Source organism: Nereida sp. MMG025 (assembly GCF_021654165.1).
In the GTDB taxonomy this organism is placed as follows: domain Bacteria; phylum Pseudomonadota; class Alphaproteobacteria; order Rhodobacterales; family Rhodobacteraceae; genus Nereida.
On the sequence record NZ_JAKFZN010000004.1, the window covers coordinates 1 to 16,217 of the forward strand.

Here is a 16,217-nt window from a genome sequence, read left to right on the forward strand (position 1 = left end):
GGATGGTAGGATTCGAACCTACGGTACACTGTACCAAAAACAGTTGCCTTACCACTTGGCTACATCCCAACGCTGGCGTGTTATCTACTGCGATGACCCCATCGGTTCAAGGGGGGAAATGCATAAAAAATGAAGGCCATATTTTGCCAAGTTTATATGGTTTGATCGTAATCCCCGACAGAAGGTTCCGATCTGATGATTTGATCCAGTTGCGCAAAAATTGCCCGCATTTCCGCCTCGGATTCGGGGCTTTCGCAAACGACGACAAGGTTGGGGGTATTGGATGATGCTCGGATCAAACCCCAAGCGCCATTATCAAGGATCACGCGCGCGCCGTTTACGGTGACGATTTTCGCAATCTTGCGATTTGCAAAAGAGTGCCCTGCATTGTGCATGTCCACCAGCTTGGCCACCAGCCGTTCCAAAACCGCGTATTTCTGGGTATCTGGACAATACGGCGACATCGTTGGTGTCGCCCAGGTTTGTGGTAGCGCGCGGCGCAGATCCGACATTTTCATATCGGGATTGCGGTCCATCAATTTACAGATCTCGACGGCCACCCGCATCCCGCAGTCATAGCCGCGCCCAATAGGCTCGGCCAAAAAGTAGTGGCCTGATTTTTCAAATCCTGCCAAAGCGCCGATTTCTTTGACGCGGCGTTTCATATGGCTGTGACCTGTTTTCCAATAATCAACACGCACCCCGCGTTTGATCAGTTCGGGGTCCGAGGCGAAAAGGCCTGTGGATTTTACATCTGCAACGAAGGTCGCATTGGGATGAAGTTTACTCAGATCGCGGGCCAGGATAACGCCAACCTTGTCTGCAAAAATCTCCTCGCCTTCGTCATCCACAACACCGCATCGGTCGCCGTCGCCGTCAAAACCAAGCGCAAAATCTGCTCCACTTTCCATCACACTGGTTGCCATATCGTGCAGCATTTCCATTGCTTCGGGGTTGGGGTTGTAGTTGGGAAATGAATAATCGAGCCTGTTGTGACGTTCCACAACCTCCACGCCAAGGCGTTTGAACACCTCCGGCGCAAACGCGCTTGCCGTGCCGTTACCGGTTGCACAAACAACCTTGAGCGGGCGGGTCATTTTGTAGTCGCCAACAAGATCGTCAATATAGGCCTCACGCACGCCTTCGACAAACTCATAAGAGCCACCCGTGCGCTGTTCGCCATCGCCGTTCAGCACGATGTCCCGAAGTTCTGCCATCTCGTCTGGCCCATGGGTCAAAGGGCGCTCAAACCCCATTTTGACACCCGTCCAACCATTCGGGTTGTGGCTGGCCGTGACCATTGCAACGGCGGGCGCATCCAGATGAAACTGCGCAAAGTAAGCCATCGGCGAAAGCGCGGGGCCGATATCTTTGACCTGAATACCGGCTTGGATAAGTCCAAGCATCAACGCATTTTTGATTGAAAGCGCGTATTCGCGGTAGTCGTTGCCCACGGCAATCACAGGCGCGATTCCGCGTCGGTGCATTTGGGTGCCGAGGCCCAATCCCAAAGCCGTCATCCCGGGTAGGTTGATCTGTTCGGGATACTGCCAGCGGGCATCGTATTCACGAAAGCCCGTGGGCGCGATCATCGCATCACGCAAAAAGCCCCATGTGTTTTGGGTAACAGTTGCGGCGGGTTTTTGTCGCGTCATTGTTTGCGGCCTTTACAGCTTGATCGGCTTTGATTTTGCGAGGGCATCAAACTGGGCCAATGTTGCAATCAGATCGGGCATGTCTTTTAGGTAAATCATGTTCGGGCCGTCGCATGGTGCGGTATCTGGGTCTTGATGCGTTTCGGCGAAAACGGCGGCAATCCCAAGCGATACGGCGGCCCGCGCAAGCACTGGTGCCAATTCCCGTTGCCCACCAGAGGCAGATCCCAGTCCGCCAGGCTTGGCAACCGCGTGGGTGGCATCCATCACAACAGGGTATCCCGTTTTGGCCATTTCCGGCAGACCTGTCATATCAACAACAAGGTTGTTGTAGCCAAAAGATGCCCCCCGTTCGGTGAGCAACATCTTGTGATTGCCGGTGCTTTCAACCTTTGCGACCACGTTTGCCATGTCCCAAGGGGCCAAAAACTGGCCTTTCTTGATATTGATTGCAGCACCCGTGCGTCCCGCGGCCAAAAGCAAGGCTGTCTGACGACACAAAAACGCAGGTATTTGGATCACGTCAACAACCTCTGCCACCGGGGCGCAATGGTCTTCGGCGTGAACATCAGTAATCACAGGACAGCCGATGGCGTCGCGCACACCTTGCAAAACCGCCAGCCCTTTTTCCATCCCGAGAGGGGGCGGGGCATTCAGCGATGTGCGGTTGGCTTTGTCGTAGCTGCCTTTGAAAATGTATTGCACGCCTGCTTTGGCACAGGCCTCGGCCAAGGTGCCTGCAATCATCTGCGCGTGATCTGCGCTTTCCAATTGGCATGGACCTGCAATCAAGGTCAGAGGCGCGTCATTGCTGATCGCCAGATCACGCACGTTTACGGTTTTCATCAACTTGATACCTGTTCGCGTAGGATTGAGGCCGTCAGGGATACAAGCAAATAGATGCCTGCGAAGATCAAAAAGGCCAACATGGTGTTTTCGAATTTACGTGGATAGGTCGCCTCATCTGGCGGGACAGGGGCAACCGACAGCGACAGATAGCGCACTTGGCGTTCCGCCTCGACGCGGGCCGCTTCCATTGCTTGCAGTGATTGTTGCAGCAACACGGTACGGGTCTGGTAGTCCTCTTCCGCGGCGCGCAGTTCCGCGTTTTTGCGTGCTTGGTTGTTGGCGTCGCTGCCTGACGACGTCATCTGCGTTTGCACTTCGACGATCTTTTCTTCCAGCCTGCGGATTTCAGCACGCGTGCCATCGACACGCGCTTGGTTCGGACGGCGGTTGTCCAGAAGGCTGGCAAGCTGAAGCTCTTTTTCTAAAAGCAAGGTCTGCAAAGATGACATCTCTTGTTGCAACAGCGCATTCGCGGCTGCGGGATCAAGCACGCCAAGCTCTTCTTGCAGCTGTGTCACGCGGGTCAGTGCCTCAACGCGTTTAAGTTCAGCTTCTTCAAAGCTTCCCCGCGCGCCGCGCATGGCATCTTCACGCACGCGAAGGCTGATGTTGTCGACGCGTTCTTCGGCGTAGCCAACAAGGGCGCGCGCAAACTCCGCACTGGTCTGCGGGTCGGCGGCAATGACTTCCATCCGCACGATCCCTTCGGTGGGATCATAGCCAATTTTTACTTTTTGTTGGTAAAGTTTGTAGGCTTCTTCATCGGTGCTGTTTTCATCCAGCCGCTTGAGCGTATCAATATCGTCACCCGAAAAATGAGACTTGAAGCCCACATCTTCTTCCAGCCGCAACATCGCTTCGCGCGATTGCAGATACCCTTGCACCGCAATGCTGTCTTGCGCCGTTGCCATGGGCGAGCCACCAAAAAGGCCAGAGGCTGCGCCGGCAGCCTGACTTTCGGCCTGCTGGATCAAAAACTCTGACTTGGTCGCATACATAGGGGTGGCGATCACAAAGAAATACCAAGCCGCAATGAATGTCGGCAGGAACACAAATGCGGTCAGGCGCGTGGCCAGCAAGAACAGCTTTTTGCGGCGGCGGTTGGCAATGTCCTTCTGAATGCGGCGGATTTCCTTGGCGCGTTCCTCTGCAGGGGCCAGTTCGGTCGAGGGCAGCTGCGCTTTGCCCACGGGAATGGTCTGCGGCAACTGGACTTTTGCCTGATCCGCATTGGGCGCGTTTGCCACTGCAGTGCCCGTGGCGGCCTGTTGGTCGGGTTGCTGGACAACCAGATCCATCATGTTGGAGCGTTGGAACGGGTCAATGCCCTTTTCTCGCAACAGGCGAACAGCGTCGAAATCCGATGTCGGCGCCAAACCGTTTTTCTGTGCAACGCGCCGCGCCATGCGCAGCTGACGGCCGGTCAGGCCCTCTTTGCGGATTTCGTCGATACTGGTTGCCGTATTACCTTCGCGCGCCGATTGCACATTGCCGCTTGGTGCAGGTTTTGCAGCGTGTTGGGGTGCGGGCGTGTGCCCTGCTTGTTCCATGATCAGGCGGCGTGCGGCTTCCTCTGGGTCGGGGATCATATCGGCCGCATTGGGCGCAGGTTTGCGCGGTGCGGGTTTTGGCACGGCCTTTGGCGCAGGCCTTGGGGCCTGTTGCGCTGCAGCTTGCGGCTGTTGCGGGGCGGTAGAGGATCCAGACGCCTCGGGTGTCAGGCCCGGGCGCCGTATCCTAAACTTCTTGGCCTTGGGTTTGGTAGTCATAGAGCTGTTTCGCTTCTTCCAAGGTTTCAAACATGTGCAGATGGCCATCCACAAGAACGGCTGCCTGCTTTGCAAATTTTTCAAGCGTTTCGGCTTGGTGTGAGACGATGATAACAGTTGTCGTCTTGAACCGCTCTCGAAGAATTTCCCCCGCTTTGCGGTTAAATTCAACGTCCGTCGTAGAGGGCATGCCTTCGTCGATCAGATACATATCGAAATCGAGCGCCAGCATCAGCGCAAATGTGAAACGCGCCTTCATGCCTTGGCTATAGGTGCCAACGGGCATGTCGAAATATTCTTCGATCCCGCACAGCCAACGGCAAAACGCCTCAACGTAATCCGGGTCCAGCCCGTAAAGTCGCGCGATATAGCGACTGTTTTCCATCGCAGAGTGTTTGCTGGTGACGCCGCCCATAAACCCGAGCGGAAACGAGATACGGCAAGACCGGCGAATTTCGCCCTCGTCAGGTTTTTCAAGCCCCGCCATCATGTTGATTAGCGTTGTCTTGCCGGTGCCATTTGGGGCCAGAATGCCAAGCGATTTGCCAAGCTCAACACGAAAGCTGACCCGATCAAGGATCACCTTACGTTGTGTGCCCGTCCAAAACGACTTGCTGACATTCTCGAATTCGAGCATGTGCTCCGCTCTCTGCCCCGGTTGGGGCGGTTTCTGCTCTGCCTTCTTTATCGAAGGATTATTAACACCGTCCTTATTTGGACACTTGGACATTATTATGTCTGAATCCAACAACAGTTGCAAAGCCGCAATGCACGCGATTGCCTCTACCTTAGGCGCGAAACTGCCAAAATCGCGGGTTTTTGAATGTGACGTGTTCCACAATGCCCCGAAATTGTTTCCAAAATGAAAACGGTGCGCACGGTGCATTATCTGCAAATTCATGAATTGGGTGTTTTCTTGTGCCTGTTCATCCCCTCGAATTGGCTTAGGTACATTGCACATGGAAAACCTGATCTGTGATCTTTCGCGCTGTTCACTCTGCGCTGACCGCTTCGCACAAACCGCGACACGCCACAGGCCCAACCCAGTGGTTTGGTTTCAAAAAGGCGCCCGCATTTTGATTGCCAGCCAAGCGCCCGGATTGCGCGTGCACGAAGCCAACACGCCGTTCTGGGACAGATCGGGTGATCGTCTACGCCAGTGGATGGGCGTGGATGATCAGACGTTTTATGACCGTTCGCGCATTGCGATTGTGCCCATGGCGTTTTGTTTCCCTGGCTACAATGCAGCAGGTTCAGACCTGCCGCCGCCCCGTATTTGCGCGGATACGTGGCGCGCCCCTGTTTTAAGCGCGCTTGATGGGATCGAACTGACACTGCTGATCGGGGGCTATGCGCAGCGATGGCATCTTGGCGGCAAAATGAATGTAACGCAGACCGTCAAAGCGTGGCGCGACCATGCACCGCGTGTCTTTCCCTTGCCGCACCCGTCGTGGCGCAATACCGCTTGGCTCAGCAAAAACCCTTGGTTTGAAGCCGAGCTGTTGCCTGCCTTGCAAGATCAAATTCAAAAGGTGCTACGACATGAGCATTGAGCAAACACAACTGGATGCAGCGCATGCGGATATGGACGCGTCAGATGCCGCACGCTTGCGCTTTTACGAGTGTCTGGCGGCATCAGAGTTATTTCTTCTGCTGTCAAAAGAAGCAGATGGCGAGGATATCTCGCCCGATGTGTTTGAGGTGGAGGGCAATCAGTTTGTTCTGGTGTTTGACCGAATTGAACGGCTGACGGCTTTTGCTGAAAAATCAGTGCCTTACGTTGCCGTATCGGGCCGTGTCTTGGCGCAAATGCTGGCAGGACAGGGGATTGGCTTGGGGGTGAACCTGTCTGTCGCGCCTTCCGAAGTCCTGATCCCGTCGGACGCTGTCGACTGGTTGCATCAGACCTTGGGCAATCGACCAACCGAAATGACAGCAACGCCTAAGGAAATTCGACCACCCACAGGTTTGCCCGAACATCTTGTATCCGCGCTTGACGCCAAGCTTGCAACCGCATCGGGTCTGGCCAATCACGCCTTGTTGGTCAGCGTTGTGTATGACGACAACAGCCGCGGAAGCCTTTTGGCGTTCATAGATGCAGCGGCCGGAGCCGAGGGCGCTTTGGCCCAAGCGGTGGGCGAGGTTCTGACGTTTTCAGGCCTGGATGCGGGCGTTTTGGATGTGGGATTTTTGCGCTCAGCTGATCCGATTGTCGGGACGTTGCAGGACAAGGGATTGCGGTTCGATTTGCCACAACTGGTCATGCCCGATCCGCCCAAAGCACCCGGAATGGACCCAGATAAGCCGCCTAGATTGATCTGACAGGTGCTTGGCTGCTGCGTTCAAAATACCCATCATCTCTGCCATAAAAGTCCGACAGTGTTTGCCCTGCGATAGGCGTATAGGCCCCAAGATTTTCAAACGACCGTATCCGATCGCAGCGAAATGTCCGAAAGTCCTGTCGCAGTTCACACCAAGTGACCAGCGTCCAGACATTGCCCCAAAACCAAAGGCCAAGGGGGCGAACGATACGCTGTGTTATGACCCCGTGTTGATCACGGTAGTCCAGTTGCAACCTTTGGGTTTGTTGGGTGGCGGCACCCAGATCGTCCAGTTTAACGGCAAGTTGGTTTTGCGCGGGCCCTGCGGCAATCGAATGGATGACTGTGGCATCCGCCTGCGCGCGGGCGTCATCTGGCAGGACCGTGTTGATCTTGTCGAGCGCGTCTTGCGCGGCCCGTGCCATATCTGCACCGCCAAACGCCTGAAGGATGCGGGCCCCTGCGACCAGAGCTGTGATCTCTGAGGTCGTGAACATCAACGGCGGCAGGTCATAACCGTCGCGCATCATGTAGCCAAGCCCTGCTTCCCCATCAATCGGAACGCCTGACCCGACCAGATCAGCGATGTCACGGTATATGGTGCGCGGGCTGACTTCGAGCGTATCTGCAAGGTCTTGTGCCGTGGTAAGCCGACCGCCGCTTTGGGCATTTGTCCGAAGGTGTTGGACAATCTGGAAGAGGCGATCGGCGCGGCGCATGTCAGCAGATTAGGCTGGCGCTTGGAACAGGGCAATCGAATTGCCATCAAGGTCAAGCGCTTTGATAAACCGTCCCTCTGGAATGTCGACGATCGGCATGGGAATAACGGTGCCGCCTGCCTGTGTGACACGTTCCATCGCGGCTTCCACGCTGTCTGCGACGCGGAAATGCAGTGTCGCACCACCCGAATTCGGCGCATCGCTTTGATAAAGATTTGTTGAGGCAGCGCCGTCACTTACTGGAAAAATCGCCACTTCCTGTGGTCCCATCATGGTGATTTCCAGACCATAGTCGAACACCGCGTTGTAAAAGGCGACAGCGTTTTCAAGGTTCGAGACGGGCAGTTCGCTCCACATCAGCATTTGTTGGTTTGATTGTGTCATTGTCAGGGTCCTTATTCTGAGTTGATAAGAACGCTCTAACACCCCCCTGCTGACAGCGTTGTGTCAGTAGTGTGTCGGGAGGCTGAATTTATTTTGCCGGTTTGATCCAATCGAGCCCATCTTGCGTGCGCCCTTTGGCTGTATATTCACCGCTGACCCATCCCCGATAGCCCACCGCATCCAGCATTTCGAAAAACGCAGGGTAGTCGATATCACATCCGTCTTTGGGGCCGGATGGTTCGTGACGGCCCGGAAACCCCGCAACCTGGATATGTTCGGCCCGCGCGCCATGTGCTTCCCAAGTGGCGGTCAAATCGCCGGTAATGCGGTGCGCGTGATAGGCATCAAATTGCAGGTTAACGTTTGGTGCATCCACCGCGTCCAAAACGTCTGCCGCCAGATCAAAATCGTTCAGAAAGTAGTCGGGCATGTCATAAGGGTTGATCGGCTCAATCGTGAGGGACTGGTTGGGCGCAAGGGCGGCGGCCCATTTTAAATTATCGATGAAGGTTGTTTTTGCGGCAGTGCCAGAGGCGACACCAGACATGATGTGGATATGCTGCGCACCCAAAGCCTGCGCAAATCGCAGGCACCGTTTGAAATCGTAGCGAAACCGCTCTGCCGCTTCGGGAACAGCCGCGAACCCACGTGCGCCGCCCGTGTAGTTGGGCGGCGGCGTGTTGATCAGCACCAGCTCAAGATCATTGGCGACAAGGAGTTTCTTGATTTCCGGCGCGGCGTGATCGTAGGGAAACAAAACCTCAACGGCGTTGAAGCCTGCCGCACTTGCCGATGCGAACCGTTCCAAAAACGGTTCATCGGCAAACATCATCGAAAGGTTGGCAGCAAATTTTGGCATTAGAGCAGGTCAGATGCACGGATGATCGGAAAGAATGAATTGCCCGAGGTCACACCGAACCACTCCTCTTCATTGTGCAAACGGGTCTCGCCCAGATCGACGAGGCGATAGAACGACTTGCGATCTATCAATGCTTCCAGATTGCTTCGGATCAAGACGTAAGGAGAGGGCTCGCCGTCTGCGGCGTAACTGACCCGAATGGGGTGCTGTGGTCCTGCAAGTGCGGTGTCACCTACATTTGTTGTGAACAGCAGGCCATCGTTTGTTGCTTCAAAATCAATAGCAACAAAGGGTGCGTCCTCTACCGTTATGCCTACTTTTTCAACGGGGGTGACCAGAAAATAATCATCGCCTTCGCGCTTGAGGATCGTTGAAAACAATCGCACCAGACCCGCACGGCCAATGGGCGTGCCTTGATAAAACCACGTGCCATCGCGTTTGATCTGCATATCAAGGTCGCCACAGAACGGCGGATCCCACAAATGAACGGGCGGAAGGCCTTTTTTTGAGGCGGCTGTCGCGCTGGCTGCGAGGCTTTCCGCCGACGGGGTCACAATGTTTTGTCCACTCAACTCTTTTGCCCTTTGCCGTTGTCGCCTTAGATGTTTCACTAACGATATATCTGTCTAAGGGAGTTTGTCATGGCCGATACCGAACTTGTGGCGCAAATTGATGCGTTGGGCGAGACTTTGGCCGAAGCAAAGGCCAGCATTACGAAACGGTTTATCGGCCAAGAGCGGGTTGTTGATTTGTCGTTGGCCGCCTTGCTGTGCGGCGGGCACGGCTTGCTGATTGGTCTGCCTGGTTTGGGCAAGACCCGTCTGGTGGATACGCTTGGCACCGTCATGGGCCTTCATTCCAACCGCATTCAGTTTACCCCCGACCTGATGCCCGCTGATATTCTGGGCTCCGAAGTCTTGGAGGAAAAAGCAGATGGTTCGCGCGCTTTTCGCTTCATCGAAGGCCCTGTGTTCTGTCAGCTTCTGATGGCCGACGAGATTAACCGCGCCAGCCCGCGCACGCAGTCGGCGCTGTTGCAGGCGATGCAGGAAAAGGAAGTGACCGTGGCAGGCGAGCATCGCACTCTGGGCATGCCATTTCACGTTCTGGCCACGCAAAACCCGATCGAGCAGGAAGGCACCTATCCGTTGCCCGAGGCCCAGTTGGACCGTTTCCTTGTTCAGATCGAGGTGAAAAACCCTGATCGTGCGACCGAACGGGACATCTTGTTGTCAACGACAGGTGTGGAAGAGGCGCAATCAACCGAAGTTTTCTCAACCCAATCCTTGCTGGATGCGCAAACCCTTGTGCGCCGTATGCCTGTCGGGGACGCGGTTGTGGAAATGATCCTTGATCTGGTCCGTGCGTGTCGGCCCGAAGAAGATGGGGCAAGTGATTTGATCCGTGAAAATGTCGCTTGGGGCCCCGGGCCGCGTGCGGCGCAAGCGCTGATGCTGACCGTGCGTGCGCAAGCTTTGCTTGATGGTCGCCTTGCGCCGTCCCCCGAAGATGTCATGGCTATGGCGCGCCCTGTGATGACGCACAGGATGGCATTGTCGTTCAGCGCACGGGCACGCGGCGTCGATCTGGGTGCCTTGATCGATGAAGTCGCGGCCAGCGTGACCAAGTCGGCCGCCGCTGCATGAGCCAACCCACCGCCCCCTTGAGGTTGCGCGCGGAAGTCGAAGCCGCCAGCCTGCCGCCTTTGTTGGCCGCCGCCGATCACCTTGCCGCAACGGTTATGATGGGGATCCACGGACGCCGCCGCGCAGGTGTGGGCGACGAGTTCTGGCAATATCGCCCCGAACGAACGGGGGACGAGTTGCGGATGATTGACTGGCGCCGCTCTGCCAAATCAATGGGGGGGCGCTTTGTACGCGAGCGCGAGTGGCAGAACGCCCAATCGGTGATCATGTGGATCGACAGTGCTGCGTCCATGCGGTTTTCCAGTGGCACTTATGATAGCAAATCCGATCGGGCGCGCCTTCTGGGTATGGCCCTTGCGGTGCTTTTGTTGCGGGGCGGCGAACGCGTTGGGCTGACCGCCTTTGATGCGCCCCCGCGCACGGGCGAGGCGCAGGTCCAGCGGCTTGCGATGCTTCTGAGTGCAGAAGGCGACACGGCCGACTACGGAGAGCCAGAAGCCCGCGGCATGATCCCGCAGAGTCGCGCTGTGTTCGTCAGTGATTTCATGGGGGACATGGCCCCTGTCGAAGCTGCTTTGACCAAAGCGGCGGATCGTGGGGTGAAAGGCGTGTTGCTACAGGTTCTGGACCCGCAGGAAGAAAGTTTCCCGTTCAAAGGCCGTACTGTTTTTGAAAGTGTTGGCGGTAGCCTGCGTCATGAAACGCTCAAGGCGAATGATTTGCAGGCGCGTTATCTTGACCGGCTGGCAGAACGCAAAGATCTGCTGCGTGGAATGGCGCGGGCCAGCGGCTGGCAGTTTTCAACGCATCACACAGGCGATGCCGCGCAATCTGCATTGATGTGGATGTATCAAGCGATGCAACGGGTATGATGACGCTTTTTGGCATAGGTTTTGCAGCCCCTTGGTTGTTGTTGGGCTTGGTTGCCCTGCCGATCTTGTGGCTTCTTTTGCGTGCTGTTCCACCAGCGCCCGTAAAACGGATGTTTCCTGGCGTTGCCCTGTTGTTGGGGTTGAATGATGACGAGCAGCAAACCGACACAACGCCATGGTGGTTGTTGCTGTTGCGGACTTTGGCGGTGGCTGCGCTGATCACGGGATTTGCAGGTCCTGTTTTGAACCCGAACCAAGACACAGGCGGTGACGGACCACTGTTGATTGTAGCGGATGGATCATGGGCGAGTGCGCGTGACTGGACCCGCCGCGAGGACCGCATCCAGACGCTGCTGACTGAAGCCGCCCGCGAGGGTCGCGAAGTGGCTTTGGTGTCTTTGACGGACCCTGATGTAGAACCGCAGTTTCTGAGTGCAGATGTTTGGCTTACACGCCTTGCTGGCCTGAGCCCGCAGCCTTGGGCCCCCGTAGCCGACCAAGGCTGGATCGAGGATTTGCCAGATCGATACGAAACCTATTGGCTGAGTGACGGGATTGCGCGAATGGACCGCGCCGAGGTTCTGGCGCGGTTTCAGTCGGCTGGCACGCTCACTGTTTTCGAAAACCCATCCCCCGTTTTGGCGCTGGCGCCAGCGCGGTTTGAGGATGGTGCCATTGTTGTGCGCGCCGTTCGCAATCGGACGGATGTGGCGCAGGGGATTTCGGTGAATGCGGTGGGTCTGGATCCTGCGGGCATTGAGCGCGTTCTGGCTGCGGTCGATCTTGAATTTGACGGGGATGCATCTGAGGCCGAAACGGCGTTGTCGCTTCCTGCGGAGTTGCGTAACCGCATTACCCGCTTTGAAATTGCAGGCCAGCGTTCGGCAGGCGCCGTCAGCCTGACCGATGATACACTGAAGCGGCGTGAAATCGCTTTGATTGCAGGCGGCACAGACCGTGAAGGGCTCGAGCTTTTGTCTCCGCTTCATTATCTTGAACGGGCATTGATCCCAACCGCTGACATGATTGACGGCACGTTGGAAGACATTTTGCTAGCCAATCCTGACGTAATTGTGCTTGCGGATGTGGCCACCCTATCTGGCCTTGAGGCCGAGCAAATGGAAACCTGGGTTGAGGACGGTGGATTGCTGTTGCGGTTTGCGGGTCCAAGGGTTGCCGCAAGTGACGTCAGCCGCGGCGTTGAAGACCCCTTGATGCCTGTGCGCCTGCGTGCAGGTGGGCGCAGTGTGGGTGGTGCGATGTCATGGGGCGAACCCAAGGGACTTGCGCCCTTTGCTGCTGATACACCCTTTGCGGGCCTGCCTGTTCCAAGTGATGTGACGGTGAGCAGTCAGGTCATGGCCGAACCAGACCCGACCTTGTCAGACCGTGTGATTGCAGAGCTGGCAGACGGCACACCGCTGGTCACACGCAAGCAAGTGGGCGCAGGGCAGGTGGTCTTGTTTCATGTCACCGCCAATGCCGAATGGTCGACATTGCCATTGTCGGGGTTGTTTGTGCAAATGCTTGAACGCCTTGCCGTTAGCACACAATCTGCTCGCCCAGAGGCAGAAGATCTTGCTGGAACCATCTGGGCGCCTGATGTTGTGCTGTCTGCCTTCGGGGTGCCGGAGGATGCGGGCACGCGTGCAGGGGTGGCTGGCGAGATCATTGCGCAAGGGCAGGTCGGCCCCGAATTGCCAGCGGGGCTTTACGCAGGCGAGGACCGCCGCCTTGCTGTAAATGTCGTTGATGATGACACTGTGCTTGAACGGACGGCTTGGCCAGAAGGGGTGGCGGTTGAGGGGCTTGGCGTCACAGCTGAACAGCCCCTAAAGGGACTTTTGCTGAGTGCTGCGATGGGAATGCTTATGATCGATATTCTTGCCTCTATCTGGTTGTCGGGCCGGTTGTTTGGCCCGCGCGCCACAGCGGGTCTTGCGATTGTCGGGTTGGCCTTGGCCCTGACGGGCGAGGTGCAGGCACAAAGCGAAGCAGACATGCGCGCCATCGATGCAACATCCGAAGCCGTCTTGGCGCATGTAGTCACCGGTGACAGCACGGTGGACGAGCTTGCCTATGCGGGCCTGCGCGGGTTGTCCGATACATTATTTCAACGAACATCGATTGAACCGTCAGAGCCGATTTCTGTAAACTTGGAAACCGATGAATTGGCGTTTTATCCGTTCCTCTATTGGCCTGTGACCCCCAACCAGCCGACCCCGTCTGCCGAAGCCTATGCAAAACTAAACCGCTATCTGCGAACGGGCGGCATGATCTTGTTTGATACACGGGATGCAGACACGGCGCGTTTTGGTGCCTCAAGCCCAAACGGGCGCAAGTTGCAATCCTTGGCATCCCCTTTGGATATTCCCGCGATTGAGCCGATCCCGTCAGACCATGTTCTGACGCGTGCGTTTTATCTGTTGCAGGACTTTCCGGGCCGTCATGCAAGCCGTGATGTCTGGGTCGAAGCCGCACCACCCGACGCGGAACAGATCGAAGGTATGCCGTTTCGCAATCTGAACGACGGGGTAACACCCGTGGTTATCGGGGGCAACGATTGGGCTGCCGCTTGGGCCGTTGATCGATTTGGCGCGCCTATGGTGCCCATTGGACGTGGCTTTGCAGGCGAACGGCAACGCGAGATTGCCAAGCGGTTCGGCGTCAATCTGATTATGCATGTGCTGACGGGGAACTATAAATCCGATCAGGTGCATGTGCCTGCGCTTCTGGATCGGTTGGGACAATAGGTATGGGTGATGTTCTTTTTGATCCGCTGATAGCGCTGCCGCTGATATATGTCATCGCTGCATTTGCGTTGGGTCTGACACTTCTGTCGCTCTGGCGCGGTTTGGGGGGATGGTGGCTTCGCGGACTTGCGGCCGTGGTGCTGTTGGCAGCCCTTTTGAACCCGTCTTTGCAAACAGAGGACCGCGAAACCCTGTCTGACATTGTGATCGTGGTGGTGGATGAAACGGCCAGCCAACGCATTGCGGATCGCAGTGATCAAACGGCGGATGCCTTTGAGCAGATCAGCGCCGCGGTTGCTGCACGGCCAAACACGGATTTGCGCGTTGTGCAGGTCACAGATGCAGAAGGGGATGCAGGGACAACTCTGATGACCACGGTTGCGCAGGTGCTGTCCGAAGAACCCCGCGCACGTGTGGCTGGCATTATCACCATCACGGATGGACAGGTGCATGACACCGACCTTGCCCCCGATTTGCCCGCACCCTTGCATGTTTTGTTGACGGGGCGCGAAGGGGATTGGGATCGCAGGCTGCAGGTCAATAATGCTCCCGCCTTTGCAATTTTGGGTGAAGAGGTTCTGCTTGGCTTGCGTCTGGATGATCAAGGCGCGGCCCCTGTTGCTGGCACGGCAGAGCTTTTGATTTCTGTGGATGGCGAAGAGCCACTGCGCTTTGAGGTGCCCGTTGGGGAAGATCTGGAGCTGCCCATTACGCTGCCCCACGGCGGCATGAACGTTATTCAGTTTGAGACACCAAGCATGGACGGCGAATTGACAGACCGCAATAATGTGGCTGTCGTCCAGATCAACGGCGTGCGTGACCGCCTGCGTGTGTTGCTGGTGAGCGGAGAACCGCACGCGGGTGAACGCACGTGGCGCAACCTGTTGAAATCAGACAGTAGTGTTGATCTGGTCCACTTCACAATTCTACGCCCCCCAAACAAGCAAGATGGTGTTCCGGTTGATGAATTGTCCCTTATCGCCTTTCCGACACGCGAGCTGTTTTTGGAAAAAGTCGATGAATTCGATCTGATTATTTTTGATCGTTACAAACGCCGCGGGATTTTGCCATCGATCTACATCGACAGTATCCGTGACTACGTCACCAATGGTGGTGCGGTGCTGATTGCTGCGGGGCCGGATTTTGCAAGCGCGGATAGTCTCTATCGATCCCCGCTTGCTGATATTTTGCCAGCCTCACCAACCGCACGTGTCATCGAAGATGGCTTTCGCCCGACAATCTCTGAACTGGGCGCCAAACATCCCGTCACGAAAGGGTTGGATACTTTTGCGCCTGCCGGTCCAGACGGGCCGGAATGGGGCCGGTGGTTCCGCCAGATCGAGCTTTCGCCGAAAGGTGGCCAGACCGTTATGGAAGGTATTGAGGGCAAACCGCTGTTGGTGCTGGACCGTGTTGGGGAAGGCCGTGTGGCCCTTCTGGCATCGGATCATGCATGGCTCTGGAACCGTGGGTTCGAGGGGGGTGGACCGCAACTAGAGCTACTGCGCCGCCTTGCGCATTGGATGATGAAAGAGCCAGAACTGGAAGAAGAGACCTTGTTTGCTCAAGCGGATGGTCAACAAATCACGATCATCCGTCGCAGCCTTCTGGACGAGATTGGTGAGGTAACCGTCACAGGGCCAGATGGCACCGAAATCACCTTGTCCCTCGAAGAGGTTTCGCCAGGGCGATTTGAGGCTGTCTATGATGCGCCAGAGATTGGATTATACCGTTTGGCAGAGGGTGACCAGGAGGCCGTGATTGCCCTTGGACCGACCGCCCCACGCGAGTTTATCAATACGATCGCAACCCAAGATGTGCTGAGCCCCACAGTTGCTACATGGCGCGGTGGGATTGTGCCGATTGAAGATGGCATTCCAAGCTTGCGGAATGTATCGGCGGGGCGGGTTGCGGCAGGGCGTGGCTGGATCGGTCTTACGCCGCGCGATGCCTATCTGACGGCAGATGTGCGCGTCACGTCGCTTGTGCCTGCATGGTTGCTTTTGCTGATCGCGGCGATGCTGTCCGTTGGGGCGTGGCTGCGCGAAGGGCGCCGCAGCTAGTCCAGATCAACGATTGTTGTTGTTTCGGACCACCCATCAACACTGCATTTTGCACGAACCTGAATTTGGTTATGCCCTTCGGGGATCACGACACCTGTAAGAGAGCGGGTAAAGGGCTGTTCTTCGACATGGGGGTGAAACAACGTCCGCACCCCCAATGATGTGCCATCCATTGTCAGAACTTCAAATCCATCGGCGTAGTGGTCCCATCCGGTGTCGGGATGCTGGATTGTTACAGCCACAACGGTGTTGTCGCGTTGCAGCTCAACATTGGTGATTATGGGTGCATCGGCCAAGCTGACAGTTGGCGTAAGAACAAGGGACATA

15 protein-coding genes are annotated in these 16,217 nt (G+C 56.4%); 6 read left to right on the forward strand and 9 right to left on the reverse strand.

Translation table 11 applies throughout. The features are described from left to right. Positions 1-152: 152 nt before the first annotated feature. From L1065_RS11855 to L1065_RS11870, 4 genes are read right to left on the reverse strand one after another with little or no spacing between them, the layout of a single operon-like run. On the reverse strand, positions 153-1,655 hold the full coding sequence (locus L1065_RS11855; RefSeq protein ID WP_237095712.1) for a phosphomannomutase/phosphoglucomutase: 1,503 nt from the start codon (positions 1,653-1,655) through the stop codon (positions 153-155). Between the two features lie 12 nt (positions 1,656-1,667). Then, complete coding sequence (kdsA, locus tag L1065_RS11860; RefSeq protein ID WP_237095713.1) at positions 1,668-2,501, reverse strand: 3-deoxy-8-phosphooctulonate synthase; 834 nt, start codon at positions 2,499-2,501, stop codon at positions 1,668-1,670. Beyond that, entirely contained in the window at positions 2,501-4,273 is a 1,773-nt protein-coding gene (locus tag L1065_RS11865) for a capsule biosynthesis protein (RefSeq protein ID WP_237095714.1), read from the reverse strand. The genes kdsA and L1065_RS11865 overlap by 1 nt, the downstream gene beginning before the upstream one ends. Beyond that, positions 4,242-4,910, reverse strand: coding sequence for an ABC transporter ATP-binding protein (locus L1065_RS11870; protein ID WP_237095715.1), 669 nt, complete (start codon positions 4,908-4,910; stop codon positions 4,242-4,244). The genes L1065_RS11865 and L1065_RS11870 overlap by 32 nt, the downstream gene beginning before the upstream one ends. A 322-nt stretch (positions 4,911-5,232) precedes the next feature. Here L1065_RS11870 and L1065_RS11875 point away from each other — a divergent pair, with 322 nt between their 5' ends. Continuing rightward, a complete protein-coding gene (locus L1065_RS11875) occupies positions 5,233-5,826 on the forward strand; it encodes a uracil-DNA glycosylase family protein (protein ID WP_237095716.1) in 594 nt (197 codons plus the stop codon). Beyond that, on the forward strand, positions 5,816-6,595 hold the full coding sequence (locus L1065_RS11880; RefSeq protein ID WP_237095717.1) for an SseB family protein: 780 nt from the start codon (positions 5,816-5,818) through the stop codon (positions 6,593-6,595). Before L1065_RS11875 ends, L1065_RS11880 begins: the two co-directional genes overlap by 11 nt. Here L1065_RS11880 and L1065_RS11885 read toward each other — a convergent pair. The 4 genes from L1065_RS11885 to L1065_RS11900 form a co-directional block, all read right to left on the reverse strand. Next, the gene (locus L1065_RS11885; protein WP_237095718.1) at positions 6,582-7,313 is read right to left on the reverse strand and encodes a YafY family protein; all 732 of its coding nucleotides are present in this window, start codon (positions 7,311-7,313) and stop codon (positions 6,582-6,584) included. The two genes, L1065_RS11880 and L1065_RS11885, sit on opposite strands and share 14 nt — an antisense overlap. 9 nt (positions 7,314-7,322) lie before the next feature. Continuing rightward, on the reverse strand, positions 7,323-7,697 hold the full coding sequence (locus L1065_RS11890) for a VOC family protein (protein ID WP_237095719.1): 375 nt from the start codon (positions 7,695-7,697) through the stop codon (positions 7,323-7,325). Positions 7,698-7,785: 88 nt separating this feature from the next. Beyond that, positions 7,786-8,556, reverse strand: coding sequence for a hydroxypyruvate isomerase family protein (locus tag L1065_RS11895; protein WP_237095720.1), 771 nt, complete (start codon positions 8,554-8,556; stop codon positions 7,786-7,788). Further along, positions 8,556-9,128: a DUF1285 domain-containing protein gene (locus L1065_RS11900; protein ID WP_237095721.1), complete on the reverse strand. Its 573-nt coding sequence runs from the start codon at positions 9,126-9,128 to the stop codon at positions 8,556-8,558. Before L1065_RS11900 ends, L1065_RS11895 begins: the two co-directional genes overlap by 1 nt. A 69-nt stretch (positions 9,129-9,197) precedes the next feature. Between L1065_RS11900 and L1065_RS11905 the strand changes: the two genes are divergently transcribed. The 4 genes from L1065_RS11905 to L1065_RS11920 are packed head-to-tail and all read left to right on the forward strand — an operon-like array spanning position 9,198 to position 15,890. Next, a complete protein-coding gene (locus L1065_RS11905) occupies positions 9,198-10,202 on the forward strand; it encodes a MoxR family ATPase (protein WP_237095722.1) in 1,005 nt (334 codons plus the stop codon). Next, entirely contained in the window at positions 10,199-11,074 is an 876-nt protein-coding gene (locus tag L1065_RS11910; protein WP_237095723.1) for a DUF58 domain-containing protein, read from the forward strand. Before L1065_RS11905 ends, L1065_RS11910 begins: the two co-directional genes overlap by 4 nt. Beyond that, positions 11,071-13,827, forward strand: coding sequence for a DUF4159 domain-containing protein (locus tag L1065_RS11915; protein ID WP_237095724.1), 2,757 nt, complete (start codon positions 11,071-11,073; stop codon positions 13,825-13,827). Before L1065_RS11910 ends, L1065_RS11915 begins: the two co-directional genes overlap by 4 nt. Before the next feature lie 2 nt (positions 13,828-13,829). After that, positions 13,830-15,890: a hypothetical protein gene (locus tag L1065_RS11920; protein ID WP_237095725.1), complete on the forward strand. Its 2,061-nt coding sequence runs from the start codon at positions 13,830-13,832 to the stop codon at positions 15,888-15,890. Here L1065_RS11920 and L1065_RS11925 read toward each other — a convergent pair. Then, the gene (locus L1065_RS11925) at positions 15,887-16,216 is read right to left on the reverse strand and encodes a hypothetical protein (RefSeq protein ID WP_237095726.1); all 330 of its coding nucleotides are present in this window, start codon (positions 16,214-16,216) and stop codon (positions 15,887-15,889) included. The two genes, L1065_RS11920 and L1065_RS11925, sit on opposite strands and share 4 nt — an antisense overlap. Position 16,217: the final 1 nt, after the last annotated feature.

What these genes read in the sequence shown, in the direction of transcription:
- L1065_RS11925 (WP_237095726.1), bottom strand. Translation starts at nt 16,216, where the DNA reads ATGTCCCTTGTTCTTACGCCAACTGTCAGCTTGGCCGATGCACCCATA.
- L1065_RS11870 (WP_237095715.1), bottom strand. Translation starts at nt 4,910, where the DNA reads ATGCTCGAATTCGAGAATGTCAGCAAGTCGTTTTGGACGGGCACACAA.
- L1065_RS11865 (WP_237095714.1), bottom strand. Translation starts at nt 4,273, where the DNA reads ATGACTACCAAACCCAAGGCCAAGAAGTTTAGGATACGGCGCCCGGGC.
- L1065_RS11880 (WP_237095717.1), top strand. Translation starts at nt 5,816, where the DNA reads ATGAGCATTGAGCAAACACAACTGGATGCAGCGCATGCGGATATGGAC.
- kdsA (WP_237095713.1), bottom strand. Translation starts at nt 2,501, where the DNA reads ATGAAAACCGTAAACGTGCGTGATCTGGCGATCAGCAATGACGCGCCT.
- L1065_RS11875 (WP_237095716.1), top strand. Translation starts at nt 5,233, where the DNA reads ATGGAAAACCTGATCTGTGATCTTTCGCGCTGTTCACTCTGCGCTGAC.
- L1065_RS11915 (WP_237095724.1), top strand. Translation starts at nt 11,071, where the DNA reads ATGATGACGCTTTTTGGCATAGGTTTTGCAGCCCCTTGGTTGTTGTTG.
- L1065_RS11910 (WP_237095723.1), top strand. Translation starts at nt 10,199, where the DNA reads ATGAGCCAACCCACCGCCCCCTTGAGGTTGCGCGCGGAAGTCGAAGCC.
- L1065_RS11905 (WP_237095722.1), top strand. Translation starts at nt 9,198, where the DNA reads ATGGCCGATACCGAACTTGTGGCGCAAATTGATGCGTTGGGCGAGACT.
- L1065_RS11895 (WP_237095720.1), bottom strand. Translation starts at nt 8,556, where the DNA reads ATGCCAAAATTTGCTGCCAACCTTTCGATGATGTTTGCCGATGAACCG.
- L1065_RS11855 (WP_237095712.1), bottom strand. Translation starts at nt 1,655, where the DNA reads ATGACGCGACAAAAACCCGCCGCAACTGTTACCCAAAACACATGGGGC.
- L1065_RS11890 (WP_237095719.1), bottom strand. Translation starts at nt 7,697, where the DNA reads ATGACACAATCAAACCAACAAATGCTGATGTGGAGCGAACTGCCCGTC.
- L1065_RS11920 (WP_237095725.1), top strand. Translation starts at nt 13,830, where the DNA reads ATGGGTGATGTTCTTTTTGATCCGCTGATAGCGCTGCCGCTGATATAT.
- L1065_RS11885 (WP_237095718.1), bottom strand. Translation starts at nt 7,313, where the DNA reads ATGCGCCGCGCCGATCGCCTCTTCCAGATTGTCCAACACCTTCGGACA.